Source organism: Streptomyces sp. NBC_00569, assembly GCF_036345255.1.
Taxonomy (GTDB): Bacteria; Actinomycetota; Actinomycetes; order Streptomycetales; family Streptomycetaceae; genus Streptomyces.
Genome location: NZ_CP107783.1, coordinates 2,057,163 through 2,081,021 on the forward strand (window position 1 = coordinate 2,057,163; position 23,859 = coordinate 2,081,021).

The 23,859-nt window shown below is 66.7% G+C and carries 22 protein-coding genes, 1 tRNA gene and 6 pseudogenes; 12 read left to right on the top strand and 17 right to left on the bottom strand.

Going from position 1 to position 23,859, the window contains the following annotated elements; genetic code table 11:
• Positions 1-39: 39 nt before the first annotated feature.
• On the top strand, positions 40-336 hold the full coding sequence (locus OHO83_RS46955; RefSeq protein ID WP_443066037.1) for a hypothetical protein: 297 nt from the start codon (positions 40-42) through the stop codon (positions 334-336).
• Positions 337-743: 407 nt separating this feature from the next.
• Positions 744-1,022 carry a hypothetical protein gene (locus OHO83_RS09465; protein WP_330280841.1) on the top strand — a complete coding sequence of 93 codons (279 nt, stop codon included), beginning with the start codon at positions 744-746 and terminating at the stop codon, positions 1,020-1,022.
• A gap of 856 nt (positions 1,023-1,878) precedes the next feature.
• Here the strand turns inward: OHO83_RS09465 and OHO83_RS09470 are convergent.
• Complete coding sequence (locus OHO83_RS09470) at positions 1,879-3,006, bottom strand: hypothetical protein (protein WP_330279195.1); 1,128 nt, start codon at positions 3,004-3,006, stop codon at positions 1,879-1,881.
• A gap of 194 nt (positions 3,007-3,200) precedes the next feature.
• Here OHO83_RS09470 and OHO83_RS09475 point away from each other — a divergent pair, with 194 nt between their 5' ends.
• Together OHO83_RS09475 and OHO83_RS46960 are read left to right on the top strand one after the other, a co-directional pair.
• Positions 3,201-3,359, top strand: a complete 159-nt coding sequence (locus tag OHO83_RS09475) for a helix-turn-helix domain-containing protein (protein ID WP_330279196.1) — start codon at positions 3,201-3,203, stop codon at positions 3,357-3,359.
• Between the two features lie 15 nt (positions 3,360-3,374).
• Positions 3,375-3,671: pseudogene (locus tag OHO83_RS46960) on the top strand (helix-turn-helix domain-containing protein); the annotation flags it as partial.
• Here OHO83_RS46960 and OHO83_RS09480 read toward each other — a convergent pair.
• Positions 3,668-4,513 (bottom strand): hypothetical protein, encoded by an 846-nt coding sequence (locus OHO83_RS09480; protein WP_330279197.1) that lies wholly within the window; start codon positions 4,511-4,513, stop codon positions 3,668-3,670. The pseudogene OHO83_RS46960 and the gene OHO83_RS09480 overlap by 4 nt on opposite strands.
• A 670-nt stretch (positions 4,514-5,183) precedes the next feature.
• Between OHO83_RS09480 and OHO83_RS09485 the strand changes: the two genes are divergently transcribed.
• Positions 5,184-6,098, top strand: coding sequence for an alpha/beta hydrolase (locus OHO83_RS09485; RefSeq protein WP_330279198.1), 915 nt, complete (start codon positions 5,184-5,186; stop codon positions 6,096-6,098).
• Positions 6,099-6,483: 385 nt separating this feature from the next.
• On the opposite strand, the gene OHO83_RS09490 is transcribed toward OHO83_RS09485, so the two are convergent.
• Positions 6,484-8,523: a calcium-binding protein gene (locus OHO83_RS09490; protein WP_330279199.1), complete on the bottom strand. Its 2,040-nt coding sequence runs from the start codon at positions 8,521-8,523 to the stop codon at positions 6,484-6,486.
• A 1,483-nt stretch (positions 8,524-10,006) separates the two neighbouring features.
• On the opposite strand from OHO83_RS09490, the gene OHO83_RS09495 reads away from it, so the two are divergent.
• Positions 10,007-10,366: a CAP domain-containing protein gene (locus tag OHO83_RS09495; protein ID WP_323187021.1), complete on the top strand. Its 360-nt coding sequence runs from the start codon at positions 10,007-10,009 to the stop codon at positions 10,364-10,366.
• A 490-nt stretch (positions 10,367-10,856) separates the two neighbouring features.
• Here OHO83_RS09495 and OHO83_RS09500 read toward each other — a convergent pair whose 3' ends face one another.
• The 3 genes from OHO83_RS09500 to OHO83_RS09510 form a co-directional block, all read right to left on the bottom strand.
• Positions 10,857-11,738: a GNAT family N-acetyltransferase gene (locus OHO83_RS09500; RefSeq protein WP_330279200.1), complete on the bottom strand. Its 882-nt coding sequence runs from the start codon at positions 11,736-11,738 to the stop codon at positions 10,857-10,859.
• Positions 11,739-11,926: 188 nt separating this feature from the next.
• Entirely contained in the window at positions 11,927-12,106 is a 180-nt protein-coding gene (locus OHO83_RS09505) for a hypothetical protein (RefSeq protein WP_330279201.1), read from the bottom strand.
• Positions 12,107-12,119: 13 nt separating this feature from the next.
• Entirely contained in the window at positions 12,120-13,037 is a 918-nt protein-coding gene (locus OHO83_RS09510) for an NADP-dependent oxidoreductase (RefSeq protein WP_266680102.1), read from the bottom strand.
• A gap of 418 nt (positions 13,038-13,455) precedes the next feature.
• Between OHO83_RS09510 and OHO83_RS09515 the strand changes: the two genes are divergently transcribed.
• Entirely contained in the window at positions 13,456-13,653 is a 198-nt protein-coding gene (locus OHO83_RS09515) for a hypothetical protein (RefSeq protein ID WP_330280842.1), read from the top strand.
• A 53-nt stretch (positions 13,654-13,706) separates the two neighbouring features.
• Here OHO83_RS09515 and OHO83_RS09520 read toward each other — a convergent pair.
• From OHO83_RS09520 to OHO83_RS09540, 5 genes are all read right to left on the bottom strand, one after another.
• Positions 13,707-13,782, bottom strand: a tRNA-Trp gene (locus OHO83_RS09520).
• A 60-nt stretch (positions 13,783-13,842) separates the two neighbouring features.
• The gene (locus OHO83_RS09525) at positions 13,843-13,995 is read right to left on the bottom strand and encodes a hypothetical protein (protein ID WP_330279202.1); all 153 of its coding nucleotides are present in this window, start codon (positions 13,993-13,995) and stop codon (positions 13,843-13,845) included.
• A 130-nt stretch (positions 13,996-14,125) separates the two neighbouring features.
• Positions 14,126-15,046, bottom strand: a complete 921-nt coding sequence (ku, locus tag OHO83_RS09530; RefSeq protein WP_330279203.1) for a non-homologous end joining protein Ku — start codon at positions 15,044-15,046, stop codon at positions 14,126-14,128.
• A 316-nt stretch (positions 15,047-15,362) separates the two neighbouring features.
• The gene (locus OHO83_RS09535) at positions 15,363-15,536 is read right to left on the bottom strand and encodes a hypothetical protein (protein ID WP_330279204.1); all 174 of its coding nucleotides are present in this window, start codon (positions 15,534-15,536) and stop codon (positions 15,363-15,365) included.
• 4 nt (positions 15,537-15,540) lie between these two features.
• A complete protein-coding gene (locus OHO83_RS09540; RefSeq protein ID WP_266676964.1) occupies positions 15,541-16,665 on the bottom strand; it encodes a mechanosensitive ion channel family protein in 1,125 nt (374 codons plus the stop codon).
• A 160-nt stretch (positions 16,666-16,825) separates the two neighbouring features.
• On the opposite strand from OHO83_RS09540, the pseudogene OHO83_RS46965 reads away from it, so the two are divergent.
• Both OHO83_RS46965 and OHO83_RS09545 read left to right on the top strand, forming a co-directional pair.
• Positions 16,826-17,038 (top strand): annotated as a pseudogene (locus tag OHO83_RS46965) (helix-turn-helix domain-containing protein); the annotation flags it as partial.
• On the top strand, positions 17,037-17,351 hold the full coding sequence (locus OHO83_RS09545; protein WP_330279205.1) for a hypothetical protein: 315 nt from the start codon (positions 17,037-17,039) through the stop codon (positions 17,349-17,351). The pseudogene OHO83_RS46965 and the gene OHO83_RS09545, both read left to right, overlap by 2 nt.
• Here OHO83_RS09545 and OHO83_RS09550 read toward each other — a convergent pair.
• Positions 17,321-17,790, bottom strand: a pseudogene (locus tag OHO83_RS09550) (IS5 family transposase); the annotation flags it as partial. The gene OHO83_RS09545 and the pseudogene OHO83_RS09550 sit on opposite strands and share 31 nt — an antisense overlap.
• A gap of 237 nt (positions 17,791-18,027) precedes the next feature.
• Between OHO83_RS09550 and OHO83_RS09555 the strand changes: the two are divergent.
• A pseudogene (locus OHO83_RS09555) lies at positions 18,028-18,384 on the top strand (IS110 family transposase); the annotation flags it as partial.
• A 65-nt stretch (positions 18,385-18,449) separates the two neighbouring features.
• Here the strand turns inward: OHO83_RS09555 and OHO83_RS09560 are convergent.
• The 5 genes and pseudogenes from OHO83_RS09560 to OHO83_RS09580 form a co-directional block, all read right to left on the bottom strand.
• A pseudogene (locus OHO83_RS09560) lies at positions 18,450-18,797 on the bottom strand (transposase); the annotation flags it as partial.
• A 1,126-nt stretch (positions 18,798-19,923) separates the two neighbouring features.
• The gene (locus OHO83_RS09565) at positions 19,924-20,466 is read right to left on the bottom strand and encodes a hypothetical protein (RefSeq protein WP_266676958.1); all 543 of its coding nucleotides are present in this window, start codon (positions 20,464-20,466) and stop codon (positions 19,924-19,926) included.
• 145 nt (positions 20,467-20,611) lie between these two features.
• Positions 20,612-20,824: a hypothetical protein gene (locus OHO83_RS09570; protein ID WP_330279206.1), complete on the bottom strand. Its 213-nt coding sequence runs from the start codon at positions 20,822-20,824 to the stop codon at positions 20,612-20,614.
• Between the two features lie 12 nt (positions 20,825-20,836).
• Positions 20,837-20,968 carry a hypothetical protein gene (locus tag OHO83_RS09575; RefSeq protein WP_266676954.1) on the bottom strand — a complete coding sequence of 44 codons (132 nt, stop codon included), beginning with the start codon at positions 20,966-20,968 and terminating at the stop codon, positions 20,837-20,839.
• Between the two features lie 213 nt (positions 20,969-21,181).
• Positions 21,182-22,409 (bottom strand): annotated as a pseudogene (locus OHO83_RS09580) (RNA-guided endonuclease InsQ/TnpB family protein).
• Between the two features lie 235 nt (positions 22,410-22,644).
• Here OHO83_RS09580 and OHO83_RS09585 point away from each other — a divergent pair.
• Both OHO83_RS09585 and OHO83_RS09590 read left to right on the top strand, forming a co-directional pair.
• Positions 22,645-23,172: an AAA family ATPase gene (locus OHO83_RS09585; RefSeq protein WP_266676060.1), complete on the top strand. Its 528-nt coding sequence runs from the start codon at positions 22,645-22,647 to the stop codon at positions 23,170-23,172.
• A gap of 254 nt (positions 23,173-23,426) precedes the next feature.
• Positions 23,427-23,858, top strand: coding sequence for a DUF6281 family protein (locus OHO83_RS09590; protein ID WP_330279207.1), 432 nt, complete (start codon positions 23,427-23,429; stop codon positions 23,856-23,858).
• The last annotated feature ends 1 nt before the right edge of the window (position 23,859 follow it).

Consider the following 23,859-nt stretch of genomic DNA (forward strand, 5'->3'; position numbering starts at 1 on the left):
AGAAGTCCGGGGCGCCGCGTGTCCATCTGGTCGCCCTCCATGGGCGACCTGGTGTGCCGCTGCCTCGTCCAAAAGATCCTCCCGGACCTCGGACGTGATCCGGCCGACTGGGTGGCCAAGCTCTTCACCTACGGCGCCCCGCACGGCGGCATCACATTCGACGCCGGTTTCGGCCTGCTGGAGCGGCTGCGTGACCGGACTGGCATCAACGGCGCGGAGATCTTCGGCCCGGAGCGGACGTACGAGTACCTGACGCCGTGTCGGCGTACACATGAACGTGGCTCTGGCAAGGTATTCAGAGATCATCTCGGTGACACGGTCAGTTGGTCTGGATAGCGGGCAGCCTGTGATTGTGCTCCGTTGAACTGGCAAGTCTGTTGCCGCAGTTGGCCAACGTGCTGGTGGTCTCGGTCGAGGTCTCGGATGCTGTTGTTACGGTCCGTGCCCGCACGAGAACCGGTGTTCCTGCAGGATGTACGGGATGCGGCCAGCTCAGCGAGTGGTGCCATAGCCGCTATGTAGCGCGGCTGGCGGACATCACTCTTGGGGGCCGGCCTCTGCGCATCGACTTGTCCGTACGCCGCCTGTACTGCGAAAACGCGACCTGCTCCAAGAGGACTTTCGCCGAGCAGGTACCGGGGCTGACCGTGCTCTACCAGCGGCGGACACCACAGTTGCAGTGCCTGGTGGAGGACGTGGGTGTGGTACCGGCCGGCCGGGGCGGTGCCCGAATGTTGCGGATCTTGAACGTCACGCTCTCGCGGTGCACCGTCTTGTCCCAGCTGATGCGGGTGCCGCTTCCGTCACCCGAGACACCCCGGGTGCTGGGGGTGGACGACTTCGCGCTCTACGGCGGCACCTACGGAACTCTCCTGGTCGACGCCACCTCCCGGCTCCCGCTCACGCTCTGGGAGGGACGCGACGCGGAACAGCTCGGCCGATGGCTCCGTGAGCACCCGGGTGTCGAGGTCGCCCTGCCGGGACGGCTCCCTCACCTACCGGCAGGGCATCTCCGCAGGTAGCCCCGATGCCGTGCAGGTCAGCGACAGAATTCCACCTCTGGCAGGGCCTCTCCCGCCGCGTCCAGGACATCGCCTCCGCCCACCGCAACTGCCTTCCCGCAGCTCTTGCCCCCGGTCAGCGAGACCGATCCCGCATCGGTCGAGGAGACCGCCGAGAATGCCACGGCGGACACCCGAGCGGGGCGGCATGCCCGAAAACTGTTCGAAGCCGTGCAAGCCCTGACCCGAACCGGCCGGAGCCATAGCTCTGTGACCCGGGAACTCGGACTGCACCGCCGCACCGTGAGCAAGTACGCCCGGGCGGGCACTTGGCAGCCGGCGGGTCCTGGCACGGCTCCTGCCGCCCCGCCGGGCCGGGTCAGCACACGGAAGGTCAAGTCCCCTATCCACATCTGGGGATGAGGTAGAGAAAGTTCTATCGCGTTGGTGTCAGACGCTTGCTGTCGCGGCTCCGGCACCTGGGGCTGGCGCCCTCGAGGCCGTTCAGGAGACGGCATCCTCAAGCAGAATCCGGAGCAGTAGCCAGGCAGATAGACATGCACGCAGAAACAGGTGAGGCGTCTACCGAATCCGGTCAGCGCCCACCTCGCCTGGTCTCTCAGCTGCCGGGGTGGCGGGATTTGAACCCACGACCTCTTCGTCCCGAATAAGGTCCGGAGAAGATCGAGACCAGAGTACGGTGACGTTAATGCAGGCCATGCCTTTGGTATGAGCCTGTCGCAGTGGGTGCTTGGGGGGTACTGGGAGAAGATCTTCTCCCAGATTTCTCCCAGGATCGGCGCTGGGCGAACCGCGGCCACGGCACGTCCTGCGCCCGATAGGGAGTGTCGTGGACTTGCGACCCTTTTGCCTGGGCTTACGGGTTTGACGCGGCCTGCGGGTCGGGCGAAAGCGGCCCGCGGACGGCGTTAAGCACTACCTGACCTTGTTTATCAACAAACTTCGTGAACAGTTGTTGGGAGTAGCCGAAGACAATGGACCAGCCGATGATCTGAGCTGACGAGTCCAGGGCGCTTAGTCCAGGAACGAATCCGCCACGCATGATTTGCAGGCCAAGTACGGCCGTGAGCGCGCCGGTCGGAAGTTTCAACACGGCCAGAGAGACCGGGACAGGATAAGGGGTTGCAGTGCCATTAATTCGCCGCAAGGCCGAAGCTGCGGAGATAGAGGCACCCAATACGCCGAGACTCTCAACGACAGCGTAGTCTGCACTGGCCGCGGCCGTGAAATTGACGTCCCAGAAAATTGGGGCTTTATTCAGCGTTTGACTATATACGGGACAGACAATACTGAACGGAGCAGCGCTGTCGGGTGGATTCTGAGGGGTGAAGCAAATGGGGACTAGCCATGGAAAAATTGCGGTAAGAATTGCTACGAGCACTGCTAGAACTGCAAGAACTGCGGAGACGGCCTGGACGATGCGCACGAAGCTGCCGACGCGAAGATGTTCTCGAAGAGCTTCTAGTCGGGCAACACTCACGGCGTCAAGAATTGTCTGCACACTGTCTGTATCGAGTTCGCCGAGCCCCAAGATTTCCTCAGAGTGGACCCTCCGGGGGTCATCCTCGCGAAGTTGTTCCCTAATTACGCCAACCAGTCCTGGAAGTAGTGGCAAGACTTCATTGGGAGGAATGGCTTGCAAGAGAAGCGTGCGAGCAGTATTGACGTGGATTTGCGCGACAGTCAAATGCGATCCGACCAAGTGGCCTCGATGTTCGTTGTGACCAAGCTTCTCGGTCGCCTCTTCCAGTTCTCTTCTAGCCTTATCGACTAGTGCCTGTTTTCCCTGCACGATTGGCTTACTGTCTAGCAGCGCTTCTAGCTCGTAGATGCTGGAGCGGATCGCCTCGCGCAGCTCCCATGAACCAATCTCATTCTCCCTATCACGGCAGCGACGTTTCCGGTCCGCCCACCAAAGGAGTGGGTGGCAGACGAGCGATGGCCTAATTCCGTCGGGCTGCTCAGGTTCTTTACCATCAGACATGTGTGCATCGTGATGCCTGTCCGTTACCTGTGCTGAGTTGGCTACTCCGGCTGGGCTAATTTCTTGCCCGACTGACGGCCTGTTTGCCTGCCATCTGAGTCGCCAGTCGCTCAGCGCCCCGGTTCTAGTGTCTCGTGATTCCGTCGGCGTTACTTGATCTCGCGTGCCTCGATGTTGCTGGCATAGAGGTCTCCATGGAACAGGCCGCCGAGTTGCGGGAGTTGGCGAACAGTCGTGAGGTGTCTGCGGATATAGCCACGCGGGCCCGGATCGTGCTGTGGTCGGGCGAGGGGCGCCAACGCATGGACATTGCCGAACTGCTTGGTGTGTCGCTGCCGACCTTGGACCGGTGAAAGACTCGATATGCCCGGCGCGGGCTGGCCGGACTGGAAGGCGACCGTCCCGGCGGGGCCCGCGAACAGGTACCGGCGCGGGTACGGGCCCGGGTGATTGCGCTCACGCGCATGACGCCGCCGGCCGGCACCGGTCTTTCGCACTGGTCGACGCGTGAGTTGGCGAAGTACCTGAAGCGGACCGAGAACGTCTCCGTGTCCCCCCGATTCGGCAGCGCTCGCGCAGTACTTACGAGAGCGCTACAACTTGTACGCTCCCGAGCCGCACCTGCTGCCCGCCGAGGTCACAGCGGAGCAGTTCCGGACCTCTAACGCTGCGGACATGAATCCGGCCGCCGAGCCGGCGCGAGGCAAGACTCCGTCAGACGAGGTGCCGGTTCCCTCGCAGCGGGACCGCGCGGAGATCGACGTAACCCTCGACAGTTGGCCAGGAGCGGCACCAGCTCTTCCTCCGGCGTCGCCCGGTAGAACGCCGCCCACGTCTCCTCTGAGACCGAAGTCTCCTCCGTCGGAGGTGACTTCGGTGAGGTCGAAGTCGTGACCCTGCCAGGAGTGGGGGTGTTCGGGTGGCAGGCGGAGGTGGTCGCGGAGGAGGCGGATGACGGTGCGCCGGACCTCGCGCAGGGACAGGTAGGTGTGCCGGGCCTGCGCGTCACCGGCCGGCAGGTCAGCCTCGGCGGTGTAGGGCAGGCGAGGTAGGCGCACAGGACGTCGATGCAGGTCTGGCGCAGGGCGTGGGTGGGGGCGTCGTCGGCGAGGCCGGCCAGGGCGTGCACGCCGCCGAGGCGGACCGCGGCGGAGTAGTCGCCGAGCTGGCCAACGGCGGTGGTGAAGCGTTCGGTATGCAGGCGGGTGGCCTCGCGCAGCGCGCCGTCCCCGTCGACGCGCTGGCGCCGGTAGGCCACGATCAGGGCGACGAGGGCGCCAGCCCCGGTGACCACGCCGAGGGACAGCTTCACCAGGTCGAACAGCGTCGTGGAGTCGATGCGGTGCTCGGGCTTGAGGCCCTGGGCGCCCAGCAGGCCCCACGCGGTGTAGAAAACGGAAGCGGCCACCAGAACGGCGGCGGCAAAGGCCAGGACGAGGACGCTGCCGACCGGCCACAGGCGCAGGCGGCTCCGGTCGGTCCGTCGGCGGGACGTAGCTATGCCCATACACGATCAAGACTGTGCTGACGCGCCACCGGTTGCATCCCGCGCCCACTTCTGGGTGGGCAACGCCGCGTGGACCGCATGCCGGTCATCCGGCACGAACTTGTGACCAGCTCGCCGGGAGGCTGGAATTCCCCCGGTGTCCCCCAAGCGATGCGTGTGCATGAGGAACGCCTGGTCAACTGGGGGGGAGAGCCGGCCCGCTGTAAATCTGCCGGCGCCCGGCCCGTGACCGCTCCGAGGGCGCTGAAAAAGACCTAGGAGAAGATCTTCTCCCCGTTCCGGCGTTCAGCCTCCTAGATTGTCCGGCACAGGCGCGGCAGAACTTTCCCTACTTCATCAAGCACCCGTCGTCGCTCCGCTCCTCCGGGCGGGCGCGCAGTGCATGAGGTCGGGACACGTCGTGGCTGGGGCGGTCGGCTCCACGGCTTTAGGGACCCCTTCCGCCCTTGCCGAACAGGCAATTGCCCCTCAGTGACCGCCGCGCCCGTAGTTCGCATCGAGGGGCTGAGCGGCGGGGCTGCCGCGCCGAAGTCACCCGTTTGGATGCCATTGCCAGGCCCGTTCGGTCGACCGTGTGAATGGTGGGGTGTTGTAGGCCCCTATCAAGAGCGAGGTCGACATGACAGTACCTGCGATACGCGGCTCACTGCTCCGAAGCAGAACGCTGCGCGTGGCGACGGCAGGTTGCATTGTCACCGCCCTGTGCGCGCTGAGCACGGCCCCGGTGGTAGCGAACGACGGTGCGAACGCCGCCAAGCCGACTGTCGTCCTGGTCCATGGCGCCTTCGCGGACGCCTCCAGTTGGAACGGAGTGATCGAGCGGCTGGAGCGCCGCGGTTACACCGTGATGGCCCCGGCCAACCCGCTGCGCGGCCTGTACAGCGATTCCGCGTACATCGCCTCCGTCCTGAAGACGATCAAAAGCCCGATCGTACTGGCAGGTCACTCCTACGGCGGTGCCATCATCAGTACGGCCGCGGCGGGAAACCTCCAGGTCAAATCCCTGATCTACATCAACGCGCTGATGCCCGACGTCGGCGAGAGCGGTATGTCGCTATCCGCCCGATTCCCCAGCGCCCTGGGCACTGCCACAAAATCCCTGCCGTATCGGACGGCCGACGCCAGCGGCACCGACCTGTACCTCAAGCGGGACAAGGTCCACTCGGTCTTCGCCAACTGCCTGCCCGAGAGCCAGGCGAACCTGATCGGTGTCACCCAGCGCCCGGTGGCCACGACCGCGTTCTCCGAGACGGCCAAGGTCGCGGCCTGGAAGAAGATCCCATCCTGGGCTCTGATAGGACGGCAGGACATGACCATCAGCCCCCAGCAGGAGCGCTTCGAGGCCGAACGGGCCCACTCCCACACGCAGGAGATCGACTCCTGCCACGTGTCCCTCATCGCCCGCCCTGACGCCGTGGCCGACCTGATCCTCCAGGGCGCCACCGCGGCTGCGGGCGGCTCCGACCCGCAGCTGGCGTACACCGGCACCGGCCAGCGGGCCATCGCACTCGGCGGCAGCGCCGCCGCCTTCCTCACCGTCGGCACAGCAGTACTGCTTCTCAGCCGGCGTCGGGGAGGTCGATGATGAAGTGGCAAGGCGCATCCGCCGCGCTCTCACTGTCGGCGAATTCGAGCACCAACCCGCAGAGACCGAGGAGGAAGGGGACTACAGCGCTCGCGAGGGCAGGTTGCTGCTCCGCCGCCACAGGACGCGAGAACGGCCCCTGCGCGTGCCACAGGCGTGCACCGGGGTGGGCTGAGGCCTCAGCATAGGAAGCGCTCGTCTGGGTGAGTGGCCGGTTCGTGGCGCCTCGTCGGGGTTGGACTGGTTTCCCCGTGGTTCCTCGCTGTCCCCCGCTCGATCTACCCCTGTGGTGCGGCAGTGGCGCGCCGTTCAGCGCGCTGCCTGCGACGCAGAAGGCCGTCACCAGCGCTGGTGACGGCCTTCGCCGGGGAGCCTTTTGTGGTGGTCAGGGGCAGCTGATCCGGGTGTCCCCCGTGTCCGTCGTGCAGGTGTCCGTGTTGTAGCCGCCGTTGGCGGTGTCGTTGCCGGAGATGTTGTCGACGGTGTTGAGGTTGTCGGTGCCGTAGTTGCCGATCAGGCTGTCGTTGCCGGGTCCGCCGTTCAGGGTGTCGTTGCCGAAGCCGCCGTCGAGACGGTCGTTGCCGTAGCCGCCGTACACGGTGTCGTTGCCGTAGCTCGCGTTGACGCTGTCGTCGCCTCCGAGGGCGCAGATCACGTCGTTGTTGTAGTTGCCGTTGAGGGTGTCGTTACCGCTGGTGCCGACGATCGTGCAGCCGCGACTGTTGTTCACGGTGGTGGTCGCGGTGGCGGTGTTGTTGCCGGGGTTGGGGTCGCTCTGGGTGGCGGTGACCGTGGCCTTGTTGGTGAGTGTCCCGGCGGCGCGGGGCTCGACCACGACCGTCACCTTGGGGTGGGCGTCGGGGGCGAGAGTGCCCAGGGAGCAGCTCACACTCGTCGCGGTGGTGGTGCAGGTGCCCTGGCTCGAGGTGGCCGAGACCACCGACGCGGCGGGCCCGGTGAGCGTGTCGGAGAGCGTGACGCCGGTGGCGGAGGTGGTGGTGCTGTTGTTGACGGTCACCGTGTAGGTGGCACGGTCGCCGATGCTGACCGTGGCAGGGCCGGCCTTGGTGACGGACAGGTCCACGCCGGAGGGCGGCGGGGGCGGTGTGCCGCCGCCGCCCTCGTAGCGGGCCAGTGCGAAGTCGGTGTTCGGGCCGCCCTGACCGGCGGCGACGATCTTGCCGTCGGGCTGGAGCGCCACGCCGCGAGCCTGATCGCTGCCGCCGAAGTCGGTGGTCACCAGGCCGCCGGTGCCGAAGCCACTGTCCAGGCTGCCGTTGGTGTTGTACCGCAGGACCGCGAAGTCGCCGCCGGGCCCGTTACTGCCGTCGACGACGATCCTCCCGTCGGGCTGCAGCACGACGTCTTGGGCCTCGCCGCCACCGGAGGTGAGGACCCGGCCGGCGTTACCGAAGGTGGTGTCCAAGCTGCCGTTGACGTTGTAGCGGGCCAGCGCGAACCTGCCGCCGCTTCCCCCGGCCGCGACGATTCTGCCGTCGGGTCGGACCGCCAGCCCCTCCACGGCCTCGTAGTCACCGAAATCAGTGCGCTCGATGCCGTCGCCGCTGAAGCTCGTGTCCAAGGTGCCGTTCGCGTTGTAGCGGAGGAGGACGAAGTCGAAGCGGGTCGTCCCGACCTGGCCCCCGGCAATGATCTTTCCGTCGGGCTGCAGTGCCAGGGCGCGCGCATCGCCGCCCTCTTCCAGCGACTCGGGCGCCGGGTCGGTGGTCACCTTGCCGTCGCCGCCGCCGAAACTCGTGTCCGGGGTGCCGTCGGCGTTGTAGCGGGCCAGTGCGGCATCGCCACCGCTAGTGCCGAGGGCGACGATCTTGCCGTCGGGTTGCACTGCCACGTCCTGGGCCTCGTCCGGGCCGCCGAAGTCGGTGAACACCCTGCCGTCGCCGCCGCCGAAACTCTGGTCCAGGGTGCCGTTCGTGTTGTAGCGAGCGACCGTGAACCAGCAGCAGTTCTCGTACCCTCGCCAGCTGCTGCCCACCGTGACAATCTTGCCGTCGGGCTGCAGCGCTACGGCGTTGGCCTCGCTCCACTGGAAGTCTGGGTTCATGTTGTTGATGGCGGTCGTCACGGTTCCGTCGCCACCGAAACTGGTGTCCAAGGTGCCATCGGCGTTGTGACGGGTCAGCGCGAAGTCGCTCTCCAATGCCGAATAGTCGGCGGAAGCGCCGACAGAGACGATCTTGCCGTCGGACTGCACCGCCACGTCGTTGGCGTGATCGTCGTCGGCGAAGCTGGTGAGCACCTTGCCGTCGCCGCTGAAGGTGGGATCGAGGGCGCCCGGGGCAGCGGCCGCGGTGCCGGGCAGGGCCAAGACGAGTGCCAGACCGGTGGCCGCCACGACCACGGCCCGGGCGGCCCGTGACCGGCGATGTCTTCCCCGGTATCGGCGCAGATGAGAGGTCAGCATGGGCCGCAGCTTTGCGCCGGACGCACAGCATTCCGCCCGCCCCCGGGCCGCGTTGCGCTCACCGGCCGCCGGAATCCACCCCCGCGGGTGAGAAACCATGCCGAGGCGGGTGACGTACGCCTCGACGGTAGGAACGGGGCGTACGGCAACTCCACTTCCATGCCTGGATGGGCATGGATCGCGTCAGCCTGTGAGCACGACGCGTTTGCGGTCTTGACCCGGTAGCTGAGCGGAACGACGGTGGTGCACATCTGAGCACGGTTCATGAGGAGAGGGCAGCCATCCCTTCTCTTTCGCGGATCATCCAGCAGGCGGGACACCTCTTCTTCAGTGCGTAACTCCTTGTACTGCACAGCGGTACGGCTGTGCAGCGCGTGGTAGCGGCGCTCGAACCCAGACGCGAGATGCTGGGAAGCGGCAGATCGTCGAGGGTCAGCCGTTGGTTGCCCAACTTGATTCCGTCGTGGGCAAGCCAATCGAGTGGCGCCTCGATGTCGGCGCCTCACCCAGGCGCAAGTTCGCTCGAGCGGCAGCCGTGTTGGGTTGGACGGTGAGCCGTACCCCTCCGGCCCATCCGGCCCCTTCGGCACGGTCCACGTCCTGAAGGAAGCGGAAGATCGAAGGCAGCGCCTGCACCACCGGCGGCATGGCGAGGCCGACGCACTCGTCATCCTGTGACATCAGCCACACAGACTTTCGGCTCTCAGGTCGTCGAATAGTAGATCGAGGCCTGACGGCATAGTGCGTTTTATCTGTCTTGATACAGAAATGATCCAAGCCGGATCGGTCAACATTCGACCCGCTCAACGCTCTCGCCCACTCGTGCAGCGAGCAACGGCTTCTGACGGACCAGCAGACTTCTTCGCCACCTCGGGAGCCGGACCAGCACGCCTGCGCGCCCGTTTCAAGCGCCGTCCGTCGCTACGAAGCGAGGTAGTACTGCCGCCGGTTGCCGCACCCCGACACCAGTTCCAAGAATGTCGGCCGCAAGGCGTCTCCGCGGCCCTGGTGCAGGAACTGGGCAGAGCCGGACCCCCTGGGGGCGCTCCGCGATCACCGAGCGAGGTCACGCATGAGGAAGCACCGCAGGAAGTCGTCCCGCCGGCCGATAGCCATCGCTGTCATCGCCGTAGGAGCCGTGGGTGTGCCCTCCGCCGCCATGGCCTGCCTGGGTACTCAGGATGATGCGGGCGGTCGCCCCTCCGGCCACTGGGACAAGGCGAGCTCCCACCAGCGATGGACGGGCTCGTCCTGGGGTCATGAGCCGACTGCGGAAGCGTCGAAGAGCCCCACTGCGACTCCCCGCGCACCGCGGACCACCGCTTCTCCCAGCGCACCGCGAACCAGTGAGTCTCCCCGCGCACCGCGGACCACCGCGTCCCCCACTGCACCGCGGACCACCGCGTCCTATCGCGCACCGCGGACCACCGTTTCTCCCAGCGCACCTGCTACGACCGCACCGGTATCCGGGGACGCGGCCCGCGTGCTGACGCTCGTCAACAACGAGCGCAGCAAGGCCGGATGCTCGCCGCTGACCATGAATGCGAAGCTGACCAAGGCCGCTCAGGACCACAGCAAGGACATGGCATCCCACCAGAACATGTCCCACACGGGCTCGGACGGGTCGTCGCCCGATGACCGGATCACGCGTGCCGGTTACAGCTGGAGCTCCTACGGCGAGAACGTCGCCTACGGCTACTCCACGCCCGAGAAGGTCATGGCGGGCTGGATGTCCAGCCCGGGCCACAAGCGCAACATCCTCGACTGCTCGTTCAAGGAGATCGGCATCGGCCTCGCGCAGCCCAACAGCTACTGGACTCAGGACTTCGGCACGGCCCGATAGAGACATACGGGGGATGGTGCGCATCCTCCATCGAGTGAGGCCCCCGACCGGAAGTGGCCCGTGTCCCCCGTCAAGTAGTGCGGATGTGCGGAACCAGCCAGCTGTATATCTGCCGACCCTCGGAAGGCGGTGCACCCGGTGCCGTCGTTGGACGGTCAACGGGCGGCACGCAACGACAGACAACGACCACGCATGACCCGGCGCCCGCAGATCAGCACTGGTCGAGGTTGGATCGCTACAGGAGGCCGACGGCGTTCATCAGTTCGTCGATACGACGTGGTCAGGGCCAGAACCGCTGGCAAACCTCAGGGCTGAATCCCACAGGGCCGTTCCGTCGCAGGCGACGAGGTGCAGCAAAACTCCCTGGGGAGTGATGCGCCCAGGGAGCTCACGGTAGGGGCGGCTGTCCTGTGCGGAGGACTCGGCCGTGTATCAAAAGCATGGACGGGCCGGACGATGGGATGTCCAGGTCCGGCCCGTCCGTCCGCTGCTAGAGGTCGAGTTGGTACTGGTGTGTCGTGTGCGTGGGTGTGTAGCCGAGACTGTCGTTGATCTGTCTCATGTGAGTGTTGCTGTCGGCGGTGTCGGTCAGGAGGCCACCGAGGTCCGGATAGTGCCCATGGGCGTGTTGGATCGACTCGGCCTTCATCCATCGGCCAAGGCCGTGTCCACGGTGCTCGGGCAGCACGCCGGTGCCGTAGTGCTGGCCATCACCTGTGCCGTTGCCGGGAATGACGAGTTCTGTGAATCCGGCGATCGAGCCGTTGAAGGTGTCGATGGCGGCGACGGTGTGCAGGTGGTCGCCGCGCCGTTCGACGGCCTTTGCCGCGGCCCGGACCCGGTCCACGTCCCAGGTCACGGTGCCGTAGTCGGTGTCTTCCATGGGCATGTCGTCCATGGCGCGACGTGAGACGGCAAACGTGTGGGCGAGGTCGTCGGGGACGGCTCCCTGCCATGCCGCCAGCCGGTAGCCGGGATGCGAATGCTCGATGATCTCGGCGAGGGCGGTGGTGTCCACATCGGCCAGTGGCAAGCGGGAGAACCTCAGGGTGAGGACCTTACGAAAACCGCGCGCCACCAGGAACTGGTCGCCGGGCGCTCCGGCCTCGGCCTGCGCGATGATGCAGCGGCGGGCGTTGTCCCGGGCGGCGGCTACGGCGGCGTTGAGGAGCTGCGAGCCGACGTGCCGGCGTCGCTCCGCCGGATGGACCTGGAGGGTCAGTTCGGCCAGGTGCTCCTGTCCGGGACTGTTGAACAGGCGCAGAAAGGCGGTTCCGGTGGGGATGGAATCGGCGTCGAACGCCAGCCATGCAAGACGCCGGCTGTTCGCGCCGTGAGCGGGGTCGGTCAGTGGGGTGATGCGAGACGACAAGGTGTCTCCGTCGTGAGGAAGTGGCAGAGGTCAGTGCGCGGACTCAACTGCTGGGCACTCCTGTGCATGTGCTCCACACCTCCTCGTCGACAGCGCCGGTCCGGAACGACATCGGACGGCTGGGAGAACGTAGCTGGCCCATCGGTTTCTCGGCAAAGGGTCAACGAAAGACCGGTGCGAGCGTGCGGTCACAGCCACTCGTTGATGGCCGCGACCAGCACGGTTGCCTCGTAGCGGACCGCCAGCTTGTCGTGCCTGGCGGACGTGGCGGCTGGTCTCGACGCCGAGAGACGTGCGGAAGGTGAAGGGGCGACGAGCGGCATCGCGATGCGGCCTTGAGCCTGGCACCAGCGAGCAGGGCCGGTCACCGTCCCCGAGTCCTCACGGACGAACGCGGATGATCGTCTTTCCCTTGCGTCGCTCGGTCGGGTTGAGGGCGGCGACGGCATTGTCGAGGGGCGAGACGTCACCGATGTTCGTCCGCAGCCGTCCGTCCCGCACCCGCTGCACGATCTCACCCAGTTCGGCACGATCGGCCTCGACAACGAAGTCCACCGCCAGGCCCTCAGCGGGTCGCGCCTCGACCGCTCCGACGATGGACACCAGCGTTCCTCCAGCCTTGATCAGGGCAGCGGACTGCTTCTGAACGTCGCCACCGATGACATCGAAGACCAGATCGACGTCGCCGACGTCTTTCAGCGCGTCATTCTCAAGGTCGAGGAACTCGTGCGCGCCGAAGTCGAGTGCCTTCTCACGGTCGGCGGCGCGTCCGGTGCCGATGACGTAAGCGCCGGCCTCACGTGCGAGCTGGGTCACCATCGTCCCGACGGCCCCGGCCGCGCCATGGGCGAGGACGGTCTGGCCAGACTGAAGGCGGCCGTGCTGGAACAGCCCCTGCCACGCGGTCAGACCTGAGATGGGCAGGGACGCGCCTACCGTGAAGTCGACGTCGCCGGGCAGCGGTGCGAGGTTGCGTGCTTCGATCGCCACGTACTCCGCCAGGGTGCCGTCACGGTGCCAGTCGGCGAGGCCGAACACTCGCTGCCCGACCGACAGCCCCGTCGTGCCGTAGCCGAGGGCGGTGACCACTCCGGCCAGCTCGTGGCCGGGGATCGACGGTGTCTTGTCACGGCCGGCGCGATCGGTCCAGGTCGATGGCCACTCCATCTCAGTCGGGACGAAACCCGACGCATGAATCTGAACGATGACGTCGTTGATCGATGCGAGCGGCTCGGGCCGCTCCACCAGCGTCATCCCGGCCGTTCCCGCAGCCTGGTCCGTCACCACGATCGCTTTCATGGGAATGGCCTCCTCGGTCATTTGTCTCTTTGGTAGAACTGTTGCGGGTATGGAAAGCCCGATCGAGATCCCCTCGGCCGGGTGATACGGCGCGGCCGGCCGATCTGGACTGCGTCCGCCGGACTGCTATGCGCTCGTCGCCATGTCTCCGACCTTAGGAGCGGAACAGCCCAGAGGGATGGTCCATTTTCATGGCAAAACCTTGGGCCACTTCGAGGTTCGACCTGCATGTCGAGCCGACCGGGCCAGGCGTGTGCAAAGGGCTGACGAAGGCGCTGCCGAACGCCGTATCCATCGGGGCGTTCGGGAGCGGATGGTGCCATCCGGGTACGACTGACAGAGCCCGCCCGGGCTGGAAGAGGGGGAGAACTCCGGGCGGGGCTCTCTGCGATCCTCGCGCGACCGAGCTTGCTGCCGCATGCGTGGCTCGGCCATTCGGGTGACCGTGGAGCTATGGAGGTCGCACCGATTATCGTGCACTGGCCGTACGGGTCGGGCGGCCGGCGGGTGGTCGTACGGGCAGATCCTCGGCCTCGCGTACTCGGACGGCGACGTCATCGAGTCCCTGCACCGTGCGGGCCTGACGGATGCGGAGGAGCTGCTCGACAATCCGTAGTGGGTGAAGTGGCGCGGTGGCAAGCCGCACCACTACCAAGCAGCTTGAGAAGGGGCGGAGCGGCCGGATTCGAACCGGCGTCCTCGCGATTTTGGAGACCGCGCGCGTCGACCACTGCGCTACGCCCGCCGCCCGGAGCCTACAGACCAAGTGGCGGAGAGTCCGCCCTCCGCCCAGACTCGTCTGCGCTCAAGAGTGCACGGATGCCCACGCCACGACGGCCAGAGCAATAAGCAGGACCGCCCACCCGGTGAGCCGCGAGGCCAAGCGTCGCCGCTGCCGGGCGCCCTCCTGGCGCGGCATGCGGCGCTCTTGCCGCTGCTCCTCTGGAGTCTCGCTCATGCCGCGATCACCTCGCGCTCCGTGCGGATCGGTCCATCGGGGTGGCCAGCCTGCCTCGCTAAAGACCAGCACGCTCCGGATCAGCAAACAATCATGTGCCGAGAAGCTTCGCCGACCCATCGGACTGGTGCTAGGCGGAACGCTTCGGCTTTCGCGCCGCCGTCTTCTTTGCAGCCGTCTTCTTCGCTGGCGCCTTATGTGCGGGCGCCTTCTTGGCCGTTGCCTTCTTGTTCGGCATCTCATGGACCATCGCGTGCTCGCCCTCACCGCGGGATGCCTTGGCCTTCTGCACGGACTCCTTCAGCGCGGCCATGAGGTCGACTACCGCCGCGGGCGGCGCCTCCGTCTCGTCGGCGCGCTGCGGTGTCTTGCCCTTCTCCTTGGCAGTGATCAGGTCGGAGATCGCCTCCGTGTACCGGTCGACTGCGGCGTCGGCGGGGATGTCGTCGCTGGAGAGGGCGTCCATGAGGGCGAGCGCCCGTTTGATCTCTTCTTCGGGGACGTCGACGGCCGGCGGGGCCAGACTCTCGGAGGAGCGGATCTCGTCCGGCCAGCGCATCGAGTGAAGAACGATCGCGTTCTCCTTGACTCGCAGCAGGCCGAGGCGTTCCCGCCCGCGCCACGCGAACCGGGCGACGGCAGACTTCGAGTTCCGCTCCAGGGCCTTGCGCAGGAGGGTGTACGGCTTGGTGGCGACCTGGCCATCGGGCTCGAGGTAGTACCCCTCACCGATACGGATGGGGTCGATGTCGCTGTACGGCACGAACGCGACGATCTCGATGGCTTTCGCTGTGGTCAGCGGCAGGTTGGCGAGGTCCTCGTCGGTGACCGCGATCAGTGTGTCCTTGGAGACCTCGTAGCCCTTGCCGATCTCCGCCATGGAGACCTCGCGCTCTTCGATCTCGCAGTACTTCCGCGTGCGGATCCGGCCCTGGTCTTCGAGGTGGTACTGGTGGAAGCGGATGCTGTGATCCTCGGTCGCGGTCGTCACGCGGATAGGGATCGTGACCAGGCCAAATGAGATGGCTCCCGACCAAACAGCGTGGGGCATGACGAACCTCCGAGACGGGCCCCGAGAAGGCACAGCCTAGGAGCCGTCGCACTGGACTGCATGCCTGCGCCCCGCCACCCGGGGGTGCGATGGCGGGGCGCTGCGGAGCTCCTCAGTCGCTCAAGTGCGCAGCCGGCGGTCGGCGACCAAGCAGGCCACGGTGCCGGCAGCGAGGACACCCAGATCGTCCACCACAGTCACGCCGGACCGACGCGGGCCGCAGACATCGCGATGCTCAAGCCCAGGCTTGCCGAGGTGGCAATGGTCTCCGAGTTCCACCGGGTACCCCCCCGGGCCAGCTCCGGCGGCAGCGAGATCACGGGCGGATCTGGAGATAGCCCACGCGGACTTCCGGAACCGGTTGCGTCGAGACGATGTAGGTGGCCAGCGCCTTCCCGGCCTCATCGACGACGGGCAGTTCGCCGGGCGGCTGGACTCTGCCGTGGGGTGCGCAGTCGGCGATGTGGCGGGGCCGTGGCGGCCTCGGCATGGGGCTAGCCGCGACCCGTGCCTGTGCGTGAAGGCTCGAAGGAGTGGGTCGCGGCGCCGTCCTGGTCGCGGCGCCGGCTCCGCAGCGTCCTGCCCGGAGGCGGCGCCGCGCCGGCCATGTTGACGCGGGGGAGCGCGTAGGGGTGGTCCTCGGCCAGCCAGCGCATCATCCGCTCACGGACCGTGACCCGCACCGACCAGATGTCGTCCGCATCCTTGGCCGTGACCAGGGCGCGCACCTGCATGGTGTTGGGAGTGGAGTCCGTGACGGCGAGCCCGTAGTCGCGTCCGTCCCAGGCCGGGCACTCGCGCAGGATGTCGCGCAGCTTCTCGCGCATGGCCTCCACCGGCGCCGAGTGGTCGACGTGGAAGAAGACGATGCCGGTCATCTGGGCGCTGCCACGCGACCAGTTCTCGAACGGCTTCGAGGTGAAGTAAGAGACGGGCATCGTGATCCGCCGCTCGTCCCAGGTCCGTACCGTCAGAAAGGTCAGGGTGATCTCGTCGACGGTGCCCCACTCGCCGTCCACCACGACCGTGTCGCCGAGGCGCACCATGTCGCCGAAGGCGATCTGCAGCCCGGCAAAGAGGTTCGACAGCGTGGACTGTGCGGCGACACCGGCGACGATGCCGAGGACGCCGGCCGACGCGAGCAGCGAGGCGCCGGCCGCCCGCATCGCCGGGAAGGTGAGCAGCATCGCGGCGACCGCGACCACACCGACGATCGCGGACACCACCCGCTGGATCAGCGACACCTGGGTGCGGACCCGGCGGACCCGGGCGGGGTCGCGGTGCGCGGTCGCGTAGCGGGTGTACGAGGTCTCCACGACGGCGGCGGCGATGCGCACCACCAGCCAGGCCGTGGAGCCGATGAGCGTCAGCGTCAGGATCCGGCCGATGCCGATGGAGTGCTCCTCCAGCAGCTTGGCCTGCGCGTAGGACCCTCTGAGCATGGCGGTGCACAGAACGAGTTGGAAAGGGACACGGCCGCGACGGAGCAGCCCCCACAGCGGGGTCTCGTGGTGCCGGCCGTCCGCGCGTCGCAGCAGCCGGTCCACGGCCCACCCGACGAGCAGCGTGAGCACGACCGAGCCGCCGACGACGATCACCGGGCGCAGTACGTTCTCCATGCCCCGACCGTAACCGGCCCGCCGCGGTCCAAACCTGGAGCCGGAAGCCGTCCGCACGCGGGCCCGCGCGGCGACGTCGGTCCAGGCCGGCACCATGACTCCTCCCCCGGATTAACTTCCGTTCTAGTGGTCGTCGCAACACCCCAGCTCAAGGGGTGCGATGACGTTCGAGATCCGGAAGGATCGGAAGCCACAGGGGCGCCGGATCCTGGTCCGTGAGCGGGAGGAATACTTCCGGCTTATGGCCCAGGGGGTGAGTAGCGCGGAAGCATGCCGGATTGTAGGCATCTGCGGGCGGACCGGTATGAGGTGGCGTAACGGCTGGCGGCCGTCGGGCCGGCACAAGGGCAGCCCGCCCGTGACGCGTCCAGGTGATCAACCTCGACAAGCCGCCGTTGGGCACCAACATCGAAGCAATCAGGCGCGTCGCCGCGGAGCTGGGCCTGCCCGAAGTCCCGAACCGCCTCGGGGCCGTGTGCCCTACGCCCCAGCAGACCGACGCCGAGCACGGCGTAGTCAAGTACCCCGGCCATGGCCCGATCATCCTGCGCAACACCGGATCAGCCCGGCTGCAGGAGTACTGCACCGACTCGGTCAGCGAACCTGGTGCGACAGCACCCCTCCCCGGCACTGACATCATCACTAAGACCGTGTCCTACATGGTGAGTTTGAGGTGCCGTTTGTAGCAGCAGAGGGCTGCGGCGAGGCCGAGAAAGGCGAGGTAGTTTGCGGGTTGGCGCTCGTAACGGGGGCTGAGTCTGCGGTAGCCCGTCAGCCACGACATCGTCCGTTCGATCACCCACCTGCGGCGCCCTAATCGATCGCTGGACTCGACGCCCTTGCGGGCGATGCGGACCCCGATGTGCTTGCCCCAGAGCCATCGCCGCAGGTGAGGGATGTCGTAGGCCTTGTCGGCGTGAAGGCGTTGTGGCTTGAAGTAGCGTCCGCGGTAGGGGTCATGTCTCGTATGGTGACCCTCGACCATGGGTTTCAGCGCGAGACTGTCGTGGACGTTGGCGGCGGAGAGACCGACGATGAGGGGCAGTCCGTTCGCGTCCGACAGGACGTGCATCTTGGAACCCGGCTTGCCCCGTCCACGGGGCTCGGACCTGTGTGTTCGCCCCCGTTACCGTTTTCGTGGTCCCGCAATGGGGCTCCCGGCCTCCGGGTCCGGCATGACTGTTGCCCCTTGTCGATCATGGTCGAAAAAGTGGTGTCACCGGGCCGGAGGCATTGGCAGACCGCTGATCAGGGGCATGACCGCTCTATCCGCACTCGCTGGATGGGCAGGCCTTCGTAACGTGGATGCCGGCATGCTGATGCCGCAGGCAAGGCCGGGAAGAGGCTGCTTGGGAGGGGCATGTGAGCGACGAGAGCGAGATCGATGTCTACCTCGGTCTGGACGTCGGCAAGGGTGAGCATCACGGCACCGCACTGACTCCGGCGGGCAAGAAGGTGTTCGACAAGCCGCTGCCCAACAGTGAGCCTAGGCTGCGTGAGCTGTTCACGAAACTGCAGGCCAGGCACGGAACCATACTGGTCGTGGTGGACCAACCAGCCTCGATCGGGGCACTGCCGCTGGCCGTCGCACGAGATGTTAGCTGTCGTGTCGCCTACCTTCCGGGGCTGACGATGCGGCGGATCGCCGACCTCTACCCCGGTGAGTCGAAGACCGACGCCCGGGACGCCGCGATCATCGCGGACGCCGCCAGGACCATGCTCCGGGACGGCACGTTCTACGAGGCTCCACCCACTACCGCTGCTTGACCAAAACCATAGGGGCACTTTTTTGCCCGCACGTGCGCGGAGTCCAGCACGACACGGGAGACATCGACGAGGCCGGCATCGTCCAGTCGGTGCACAACCGCCTCGTGCAGTCGACCCCACACACCGGCTCTCGACCAGATCATGAACCGCCGGTGCACCGTCGACTTCGACACCCCAAAACAGGGCGGAAGCGCCCGCCAGGCGCAACCGCTGACCAGTACGTAGATGATCGCGGCGAACAGCGTCTCATCAGGCGTGTTCTGCTTTCCGCCACCCTGCGGCCGCACCCGATCCGCCGGAATCAACGGCCTGGCGATCTCCCACAGCCCGTCCGGAACAATCCAACTCCACGTCCCCTGACCCATGTTGAGGAGCACTACCCAGCCTCACCATGTAGGACACCGCCTTAGCCGTTACGCACCTGTTGCCCCATGCGCCCGCAAGGGCCGCGCCAACGCGGGAAACTCTCCTCCTCGCGCTGCAGCACCAGGGGGACATGATGACCAGTCAACGGCCACGCCCTGACGAGGACGACCTCGCCCGGTTCCACAACGGCGACACCCTCGACAACATCCCCATCGTCAAACTACGTTCGGCCGCGCCCATGTCGAGGCGACGGCAGGCATTCCTTTGGGGTTCCGCGATCGTCTCCTTCGGGCTGATTGGGGCGCTAATCGGGGTCAGCGCAGTCCGCTGGGCAGGAGACCGCCCGCCAGCGGCGAGCACCCATGCGGGCTCGGAGTCGACGGCGAAAGGGCAAGGGGCGCCACGGTCCGCAATGACGATGCCGTCCGTGACGCCGTGGACCGAGCCCTCGCCATCGGTCGAGGCGACGAAGGAATCTCAGCTCGAACAGGTGCAGGTTATCCAGGCCCCTGCGACAGGAGGCGACCCGTCCACGACGTACTGCCTCGTGTACACGGGCAGTGGTAGCGGCAGCACGAGAGACGCGATCCTGCTCTCCAACGTCCCGGCGTACCAGTGCACTTACCTACTCCCGTATGACCCCGCGGGGAACGGCGCCTGGTCCACAGTGGCACCCGACTGCACACCCCCTGCAAGGCCCGCTGTTCTCAGCTTCACGGACAGGACGGGATGGGCAGGGGCCGTGTACTTCACCTGCCTGACGAAGAACTCTGGGGCGTAACCGCCTGCCCGCAGGCCGAGACTGGCAGCTCGGTGTCGCCCGCTTAACATCTCGGGAGGTGGCAGCAATCGATTTCCCCCACGACCTCATCGCGCTGGAACGTGCCGTCTGGGAGCAGATCCAGGCCGGCGCCCTGACCGTGAACACTACGTTCGCCGCATAGCAGGCGGTGACTGTCTTCGCCGCTGAGGACGGGGAACCGCGGATCGATGTCGAGATGGCGCTCAAGCGCCTCGTCCGCCACCCCGAACCCGAAGCGGCCTGACCGCAAAGCGCCCGCCCCTGGAATTCGCCGCGAAGGGGCGGGCGTTGCACTGCAGCCCGCAGGCGCGGATATCGCGCCGTCAGCCTTGCGGCGTGGCTGAGTCTGCCGAGCAGATGACGGATGCCGAAACCGACACCTGCTCAGCGGTGTTGTTGTGAACATTCACGCCCCATGCGTCTGCACGGCCGTCGCCGTTGACGTCGCCGGGCGTCGAGAAGGTGACACTCACATTGGCGTCGACGGGCATGACGTTGTAACCGCCCCCGGTTGCGACCTCTCCGGTAGCGCAGTACGCCGCAATGAACGCCGTTCCGTTGGCGGGCACAGGGACCGCGCTGCTGCGCACGATCCGGGACGACGTCGCACCACCATTGCCGCCGCCGATGGGCGGGGGCGTGGGGTTGGACTGCGTGGCGCTCTGGCTGCAGCTGACGTTCTGGGTTCCGGTGAAGGTGTTGCCCTGGCCGACCTGACCGGCCGGGAAGCAGGCGAGCGTGAGCGATGGGGCGCTGGAAAGTGACACCAGGCTGCCATCGTCCTGGGCGTGCGCGGCGCTGGCACCGAGGGAGATGGCTGCCGTGGCGGCAGCACCGATCATGGCGATGGTCCGGGTGAGCCTCACGTGGGGGTCCTTACGGGTACTGGAGGGGGTGGGACCGGCTGCTGCCTGTCCCCCGGTCGCCGTTGACAACCGTGCGTCGCCCCGGCCAGTCACCCTGCGCCATCCAGACGGACCACCCTGGAGCAGGCACCGACAGAGGCGAGGTCTATGCCTCGTCACTGGGCCACCGCTGGAGGACGCGCTCCTCCCCGTCGTCGCCCCGCTCCGTGAGGACGATGCGCGCGTCCGCTACGGCGCTGTAGCTGCCGATCCAGGAGAGGAACTTTCGCTCTCCGATCGCGCGGTCAGGCCACCAGTCCTGCATCACGACGGCTCCGTCGGAGGTGAGGGTCAGGCGGTAGTGCTCCGGATCATCCACCCGAGCACTGTGTCACGGCCGCGGCGGCAGCTCGTCGACGAGGACGGTCAGGGCGACGCCGGCCTCGCGGGCAGCATCGCGCAGTACGGTCAAAGTGTCGGCGAGCGGCACGGTCGGCCGGCTGCGGTCGACGGTGGCGAGCATGCAGTCCCGGCAGAGATCGAGCTACCGCCGGCCATGCTCTGGGGTGTCGATGATGCGGGTGGAGCGGGCCGGGGTGCCGCAGGCCACGCAGGGGACGAGGCTCGGACCGAGGTGCTTGCGGGCGTCCTGCGCGTTTGCTGAGCGGGGTAGGGCGGGCTTCAGGTCGGCCCCACTTCTGTCCTCAGGCGGTTGATCCTTTGAAACCTCCCCCAGCTAAAGCAGGGGGATTCCTAGCTCACGTCGCCTGATCCCTGGCAGGGATGCAGGTCTTACACGATCAGCACTAGCCGGGACAGAGACCAGCCCGGACGAGCATCACACGGGCTGAGTTTTTGTCCCGAGGCCGGGACACCCCGCACGTGGTGCACGTATACGTTCGTTCTGAGAGAGGCAGCGCGTGCTTGGTTCTCGCTCCGCAGTCTGCGCAGTCCATCGTGGTGTGCGCCGGGTGCACCAGGTGCACGGACCGGCCGTGCTTACGGCCCATCTCGACCAGGGCTGTCTTCGTCGCGCCGATCGCCGCGTCAGCGGCCTTCTTGGCCATGGTGGACTTCGCGAGGAACTTCGGCCGGAAGTCCTCCACGGCCAGGGCGTCATGGTCACGGACGACCTTCTTGGCCCACTTGCGGGCGGTGTCCTGACGCTGCCGGGCCACCTTCTTGTGCAGCTTCGCCGTCTGCCGCTTCGCCTCGCGGTAGCCCTTCGATCCGGCGCATCCACGCTTCGGCTTACGCCGGGACATCATCCGCTGATAGTGCGCCAAGCGCTGGGCGGCCCTCTTCCCGTGCTGCGGGTGGGCAAGGTCGTGGTCGTCGCTGGTGGTGGTCGCGGTCTCCTTCACACCCCAGTCGATCCCGATCACCCGGCCGGTTTTCGGCAGTGTCTCGGGCATGCTCGCCACGACGAAAGACGCGTACCAAGCTCCGGTGCTGTCGCGCAAGACGCGGACGCTGGAGGGTGGCTCGGGAAGGGCACGCGACCACACGACCGTCACGGCGATGCCGCCTGCCAGGTGCAGGCGGCCGTCCTTGAGCCGAAAACCCCGCCGGGTGTAGTTCAGCGACAAGTCGTCCTGGTGCTTCTTCTTGTACTTGGGCATCCCGGCCCGCTGCCGCACCGGCACAGCGGCCTTGATGTCCTTCAGCGCCTTCGCCCGCGACTTCGCGAAATCGCGTATCACCTGCTGCTGAGGAACGCTGGAGCCCTCGCGCAGCCAGCCCATGCAGGCACGCGCCTGGGTCAGCATCTTGTCCAGCCGGGCCGGACCGCACTTCTCGTTCTCGGCGTGCGCCCTCTTCGAGCGGGCACAGCACTCATTCCACAACCACCGGCACCGCGCCCATTCCGCTTCGAGAGCACCAGCCGCGGTGGACGACACACGAAGACGGAACGTGAAGCGGGCATGCCCAACACCCGCCGTCTCCTGCGCCTCGATCGTCATCAACAGCAACCTATCCGGGAGGACTGACAGTTGAGAGCTCTGATCCAACGAGGGCTGCCTCACCACCACGACGGGTGGACACCGATCCGCCCAGCCGGCGAATCACCTTCCCCTGCCCTACTCCGCAGGCATCCGATTCCTCCCCGGCCTGAAGGCCCGGGCATCCTCAGAGGAATCCGGTGAAAGGTGCCTCATCCAAGACACGTAAGGAGCGGTCGCACGTAGGGTCGGGCCGGTGATCATCTGGTTGAACGGGACGTTCGGGGCGGGAAAGACCACCACGGCGAAGGAGTTGACCTCTCGGATCCCAGATTCCCGGCTCTTCGATGCTGAAAAGGTCGGGGAGATGCTCTGGCACGTCCTGGGGGTGCCAGAGCGGGACTTCCAGGACTTCCCTCCGTGGCGGGGACTCGTCGTGGAGACCGCCCGGCAGGTGCTCGACTACGTCGGCGGCACCTTGGTAGTCACCCAGACGGTTCTGGTCGAGCAGTACTGGCAGGAGATCCATACCGGCCTGACCCAGGCCGGGATCCCGGTGCACCACTTCCTGCTGCATGCCGACCAGGACACGCTGGTGGAACGCATCGAGACTGACACCAAGGCGAAGAGCATCACTGCCCGCCAGTGGCGTCTTGACCATCTCGCCGACTATCGGCAGTCCCTGTCCTGGCTTCACAGGGCAGCCGAGGTCATCGACACCGCCGAAATCACTCCCGACCGCGTCGCGAAGATCATCGCGGCACGGGTCCGGCCTCGCGGCTAACTGTGACGCATTGGCGGCGATCCCCTCCCGTCGCCCGCCCCTCTTCGACGCCCTGAACCGCAATGAGCGATGGCTAGGGTCTCTCGTTTGGGTCATGTGAGGAGGACGCGTCACCGAAAGCGGAACGAACCAGTTCGCCCCGAACTCCGTCATGTTCATGAATCGATCGGGAGACGCGCCCGGGGTCCGAACTCCCCCTGGGTTCAGCGGCGCCCGGTGAGACGGAGCGCGCACGCTCCAGAAGGAGCCAACGGATGCGAATCAGAATTTCACGCCGCCGCGACGCCGACATGACGAGGCGGTCGCGGCGGCTGCCGCTGTACTCAGGCATGGTCATGGTCGTAGCCGCGCTGACGACTGCCTGTTCAGCACAGGGCGGTGGCGGGGAGGCCCAAGGGTCATGCGCGATCGCTGCCAGGTACGGGGGCCGCACCTATACGCAGGTGGTCAACGTCGACTTCACCGTGGGCAAAGCACTGGGCCCCGCCGAGTTCCCGCCCTGCAATGACACACCGGGCCACAACGACGATGCCGCAAGGCCCGAACCGACCACGGCCTATGCCGTCGACGGCTTGAATCCACGTATCGCCATCGCGATGCGGTACACCTCGGACAAGATCATGCTCCTCGCCGTCCAACACGATGGCAGCCTGCCTCCGGAGGTCAAAGCCCTCACACGAGGCTAGG

Bases quoted from the DNA above. Each gene is read 5' to 3' on its own strand.
- OHO83_RS09510 (WP_266680102.1), bottom strand. From the start codon at position 13,037: ATGAAAGCGATCGTGGTGACGGACCAGGCTGCGGGAACGGCCGGGATG.
- OHO83_RS09480 (WP_330279197.1), bottom strand. From the start codon at position 4,513: ATGGGCATAGCTACGTCCCGCCGACGGACCGACCGGAGCCGCCTGCGC.
- OHO83_RS09590 (WP_330279207.1), top strand. From the start codon at position 23,427: ATGCGAATCAGAATTTCACGCCGCCGCGACGCCGACATGACGAGGCGG.
- OHO83_RS09515 (WP_330280842.1), top strand. From the start codon at position 13,456: ATGCGTGGCTCGGCCATTCGGGTGACCGTGGAGCTATGGAGGTCGCAC.
- OHO83_RS46955 (WP_443066037.1), top strand. From the start codon at position 40: ATGGGCGACCTGGTGTGCCGCTGCCTCGTCCAAAAGATCCTCCCGGAC.
- OHO83_RS09535 (WP_330279204.1), bottom strand. From the start codon at position 15,536: ATGCCGAGGCCGCCACGGCCCCGCCACATCGCCGACTGCGCACCCCAC.
- OHO83_RS09475 (WP_330279196.1), top strand. From the start codon at position 3,201: ATGGAACAGGCCGCCGAGTTGCGGGAGTTGGCGAACAGTCGTGAGGTG.
- OHO83_RS09575 (WP_266676954.1), bottom strand. From the start codon at position 20,968: ATGCTCGCCACCGTCGACCGCAGCCGGCCGACCGTGCCGCTCGCCGAC.
- OHO83_RS09540 (WP_266676964.1), bottom strand. From the start codon at position 16,665: ATGGAGAACGTACTGCGCCCGGTGATCGTCGTCGGCGGCTCGGTCGTG.
- ku (WP_330279203.1), bottom strand. From the start codon at position 15,046: ATGCCCCACGCTGTTTGGTCGGGAGCCATCTCATTTGGCCTGGTCACG.
- OHO83_RS09490 (WP_330279199.1), bottom strand. From the start codon at position 8,523: ATGCTGACCTCTCATCTGCGCCGATACCGGGGAAGACATCGCCGGTCA.
- OHO83_RS09470 (WP_330279195.1), bottom strand. From the start codon at position 3,006: ATGTCTGATGGTAAAGAACCTGAGCAGCCCGACGGAATTAGGCCATCG.
- OHO83_RS09525 (WP_330279202.1), bottom strand. From the start codon at position 13,995: ATGAGCGAGACTCCAGAGGAGCAGCGGCAAGAGCGCCGCATGCCGCGC.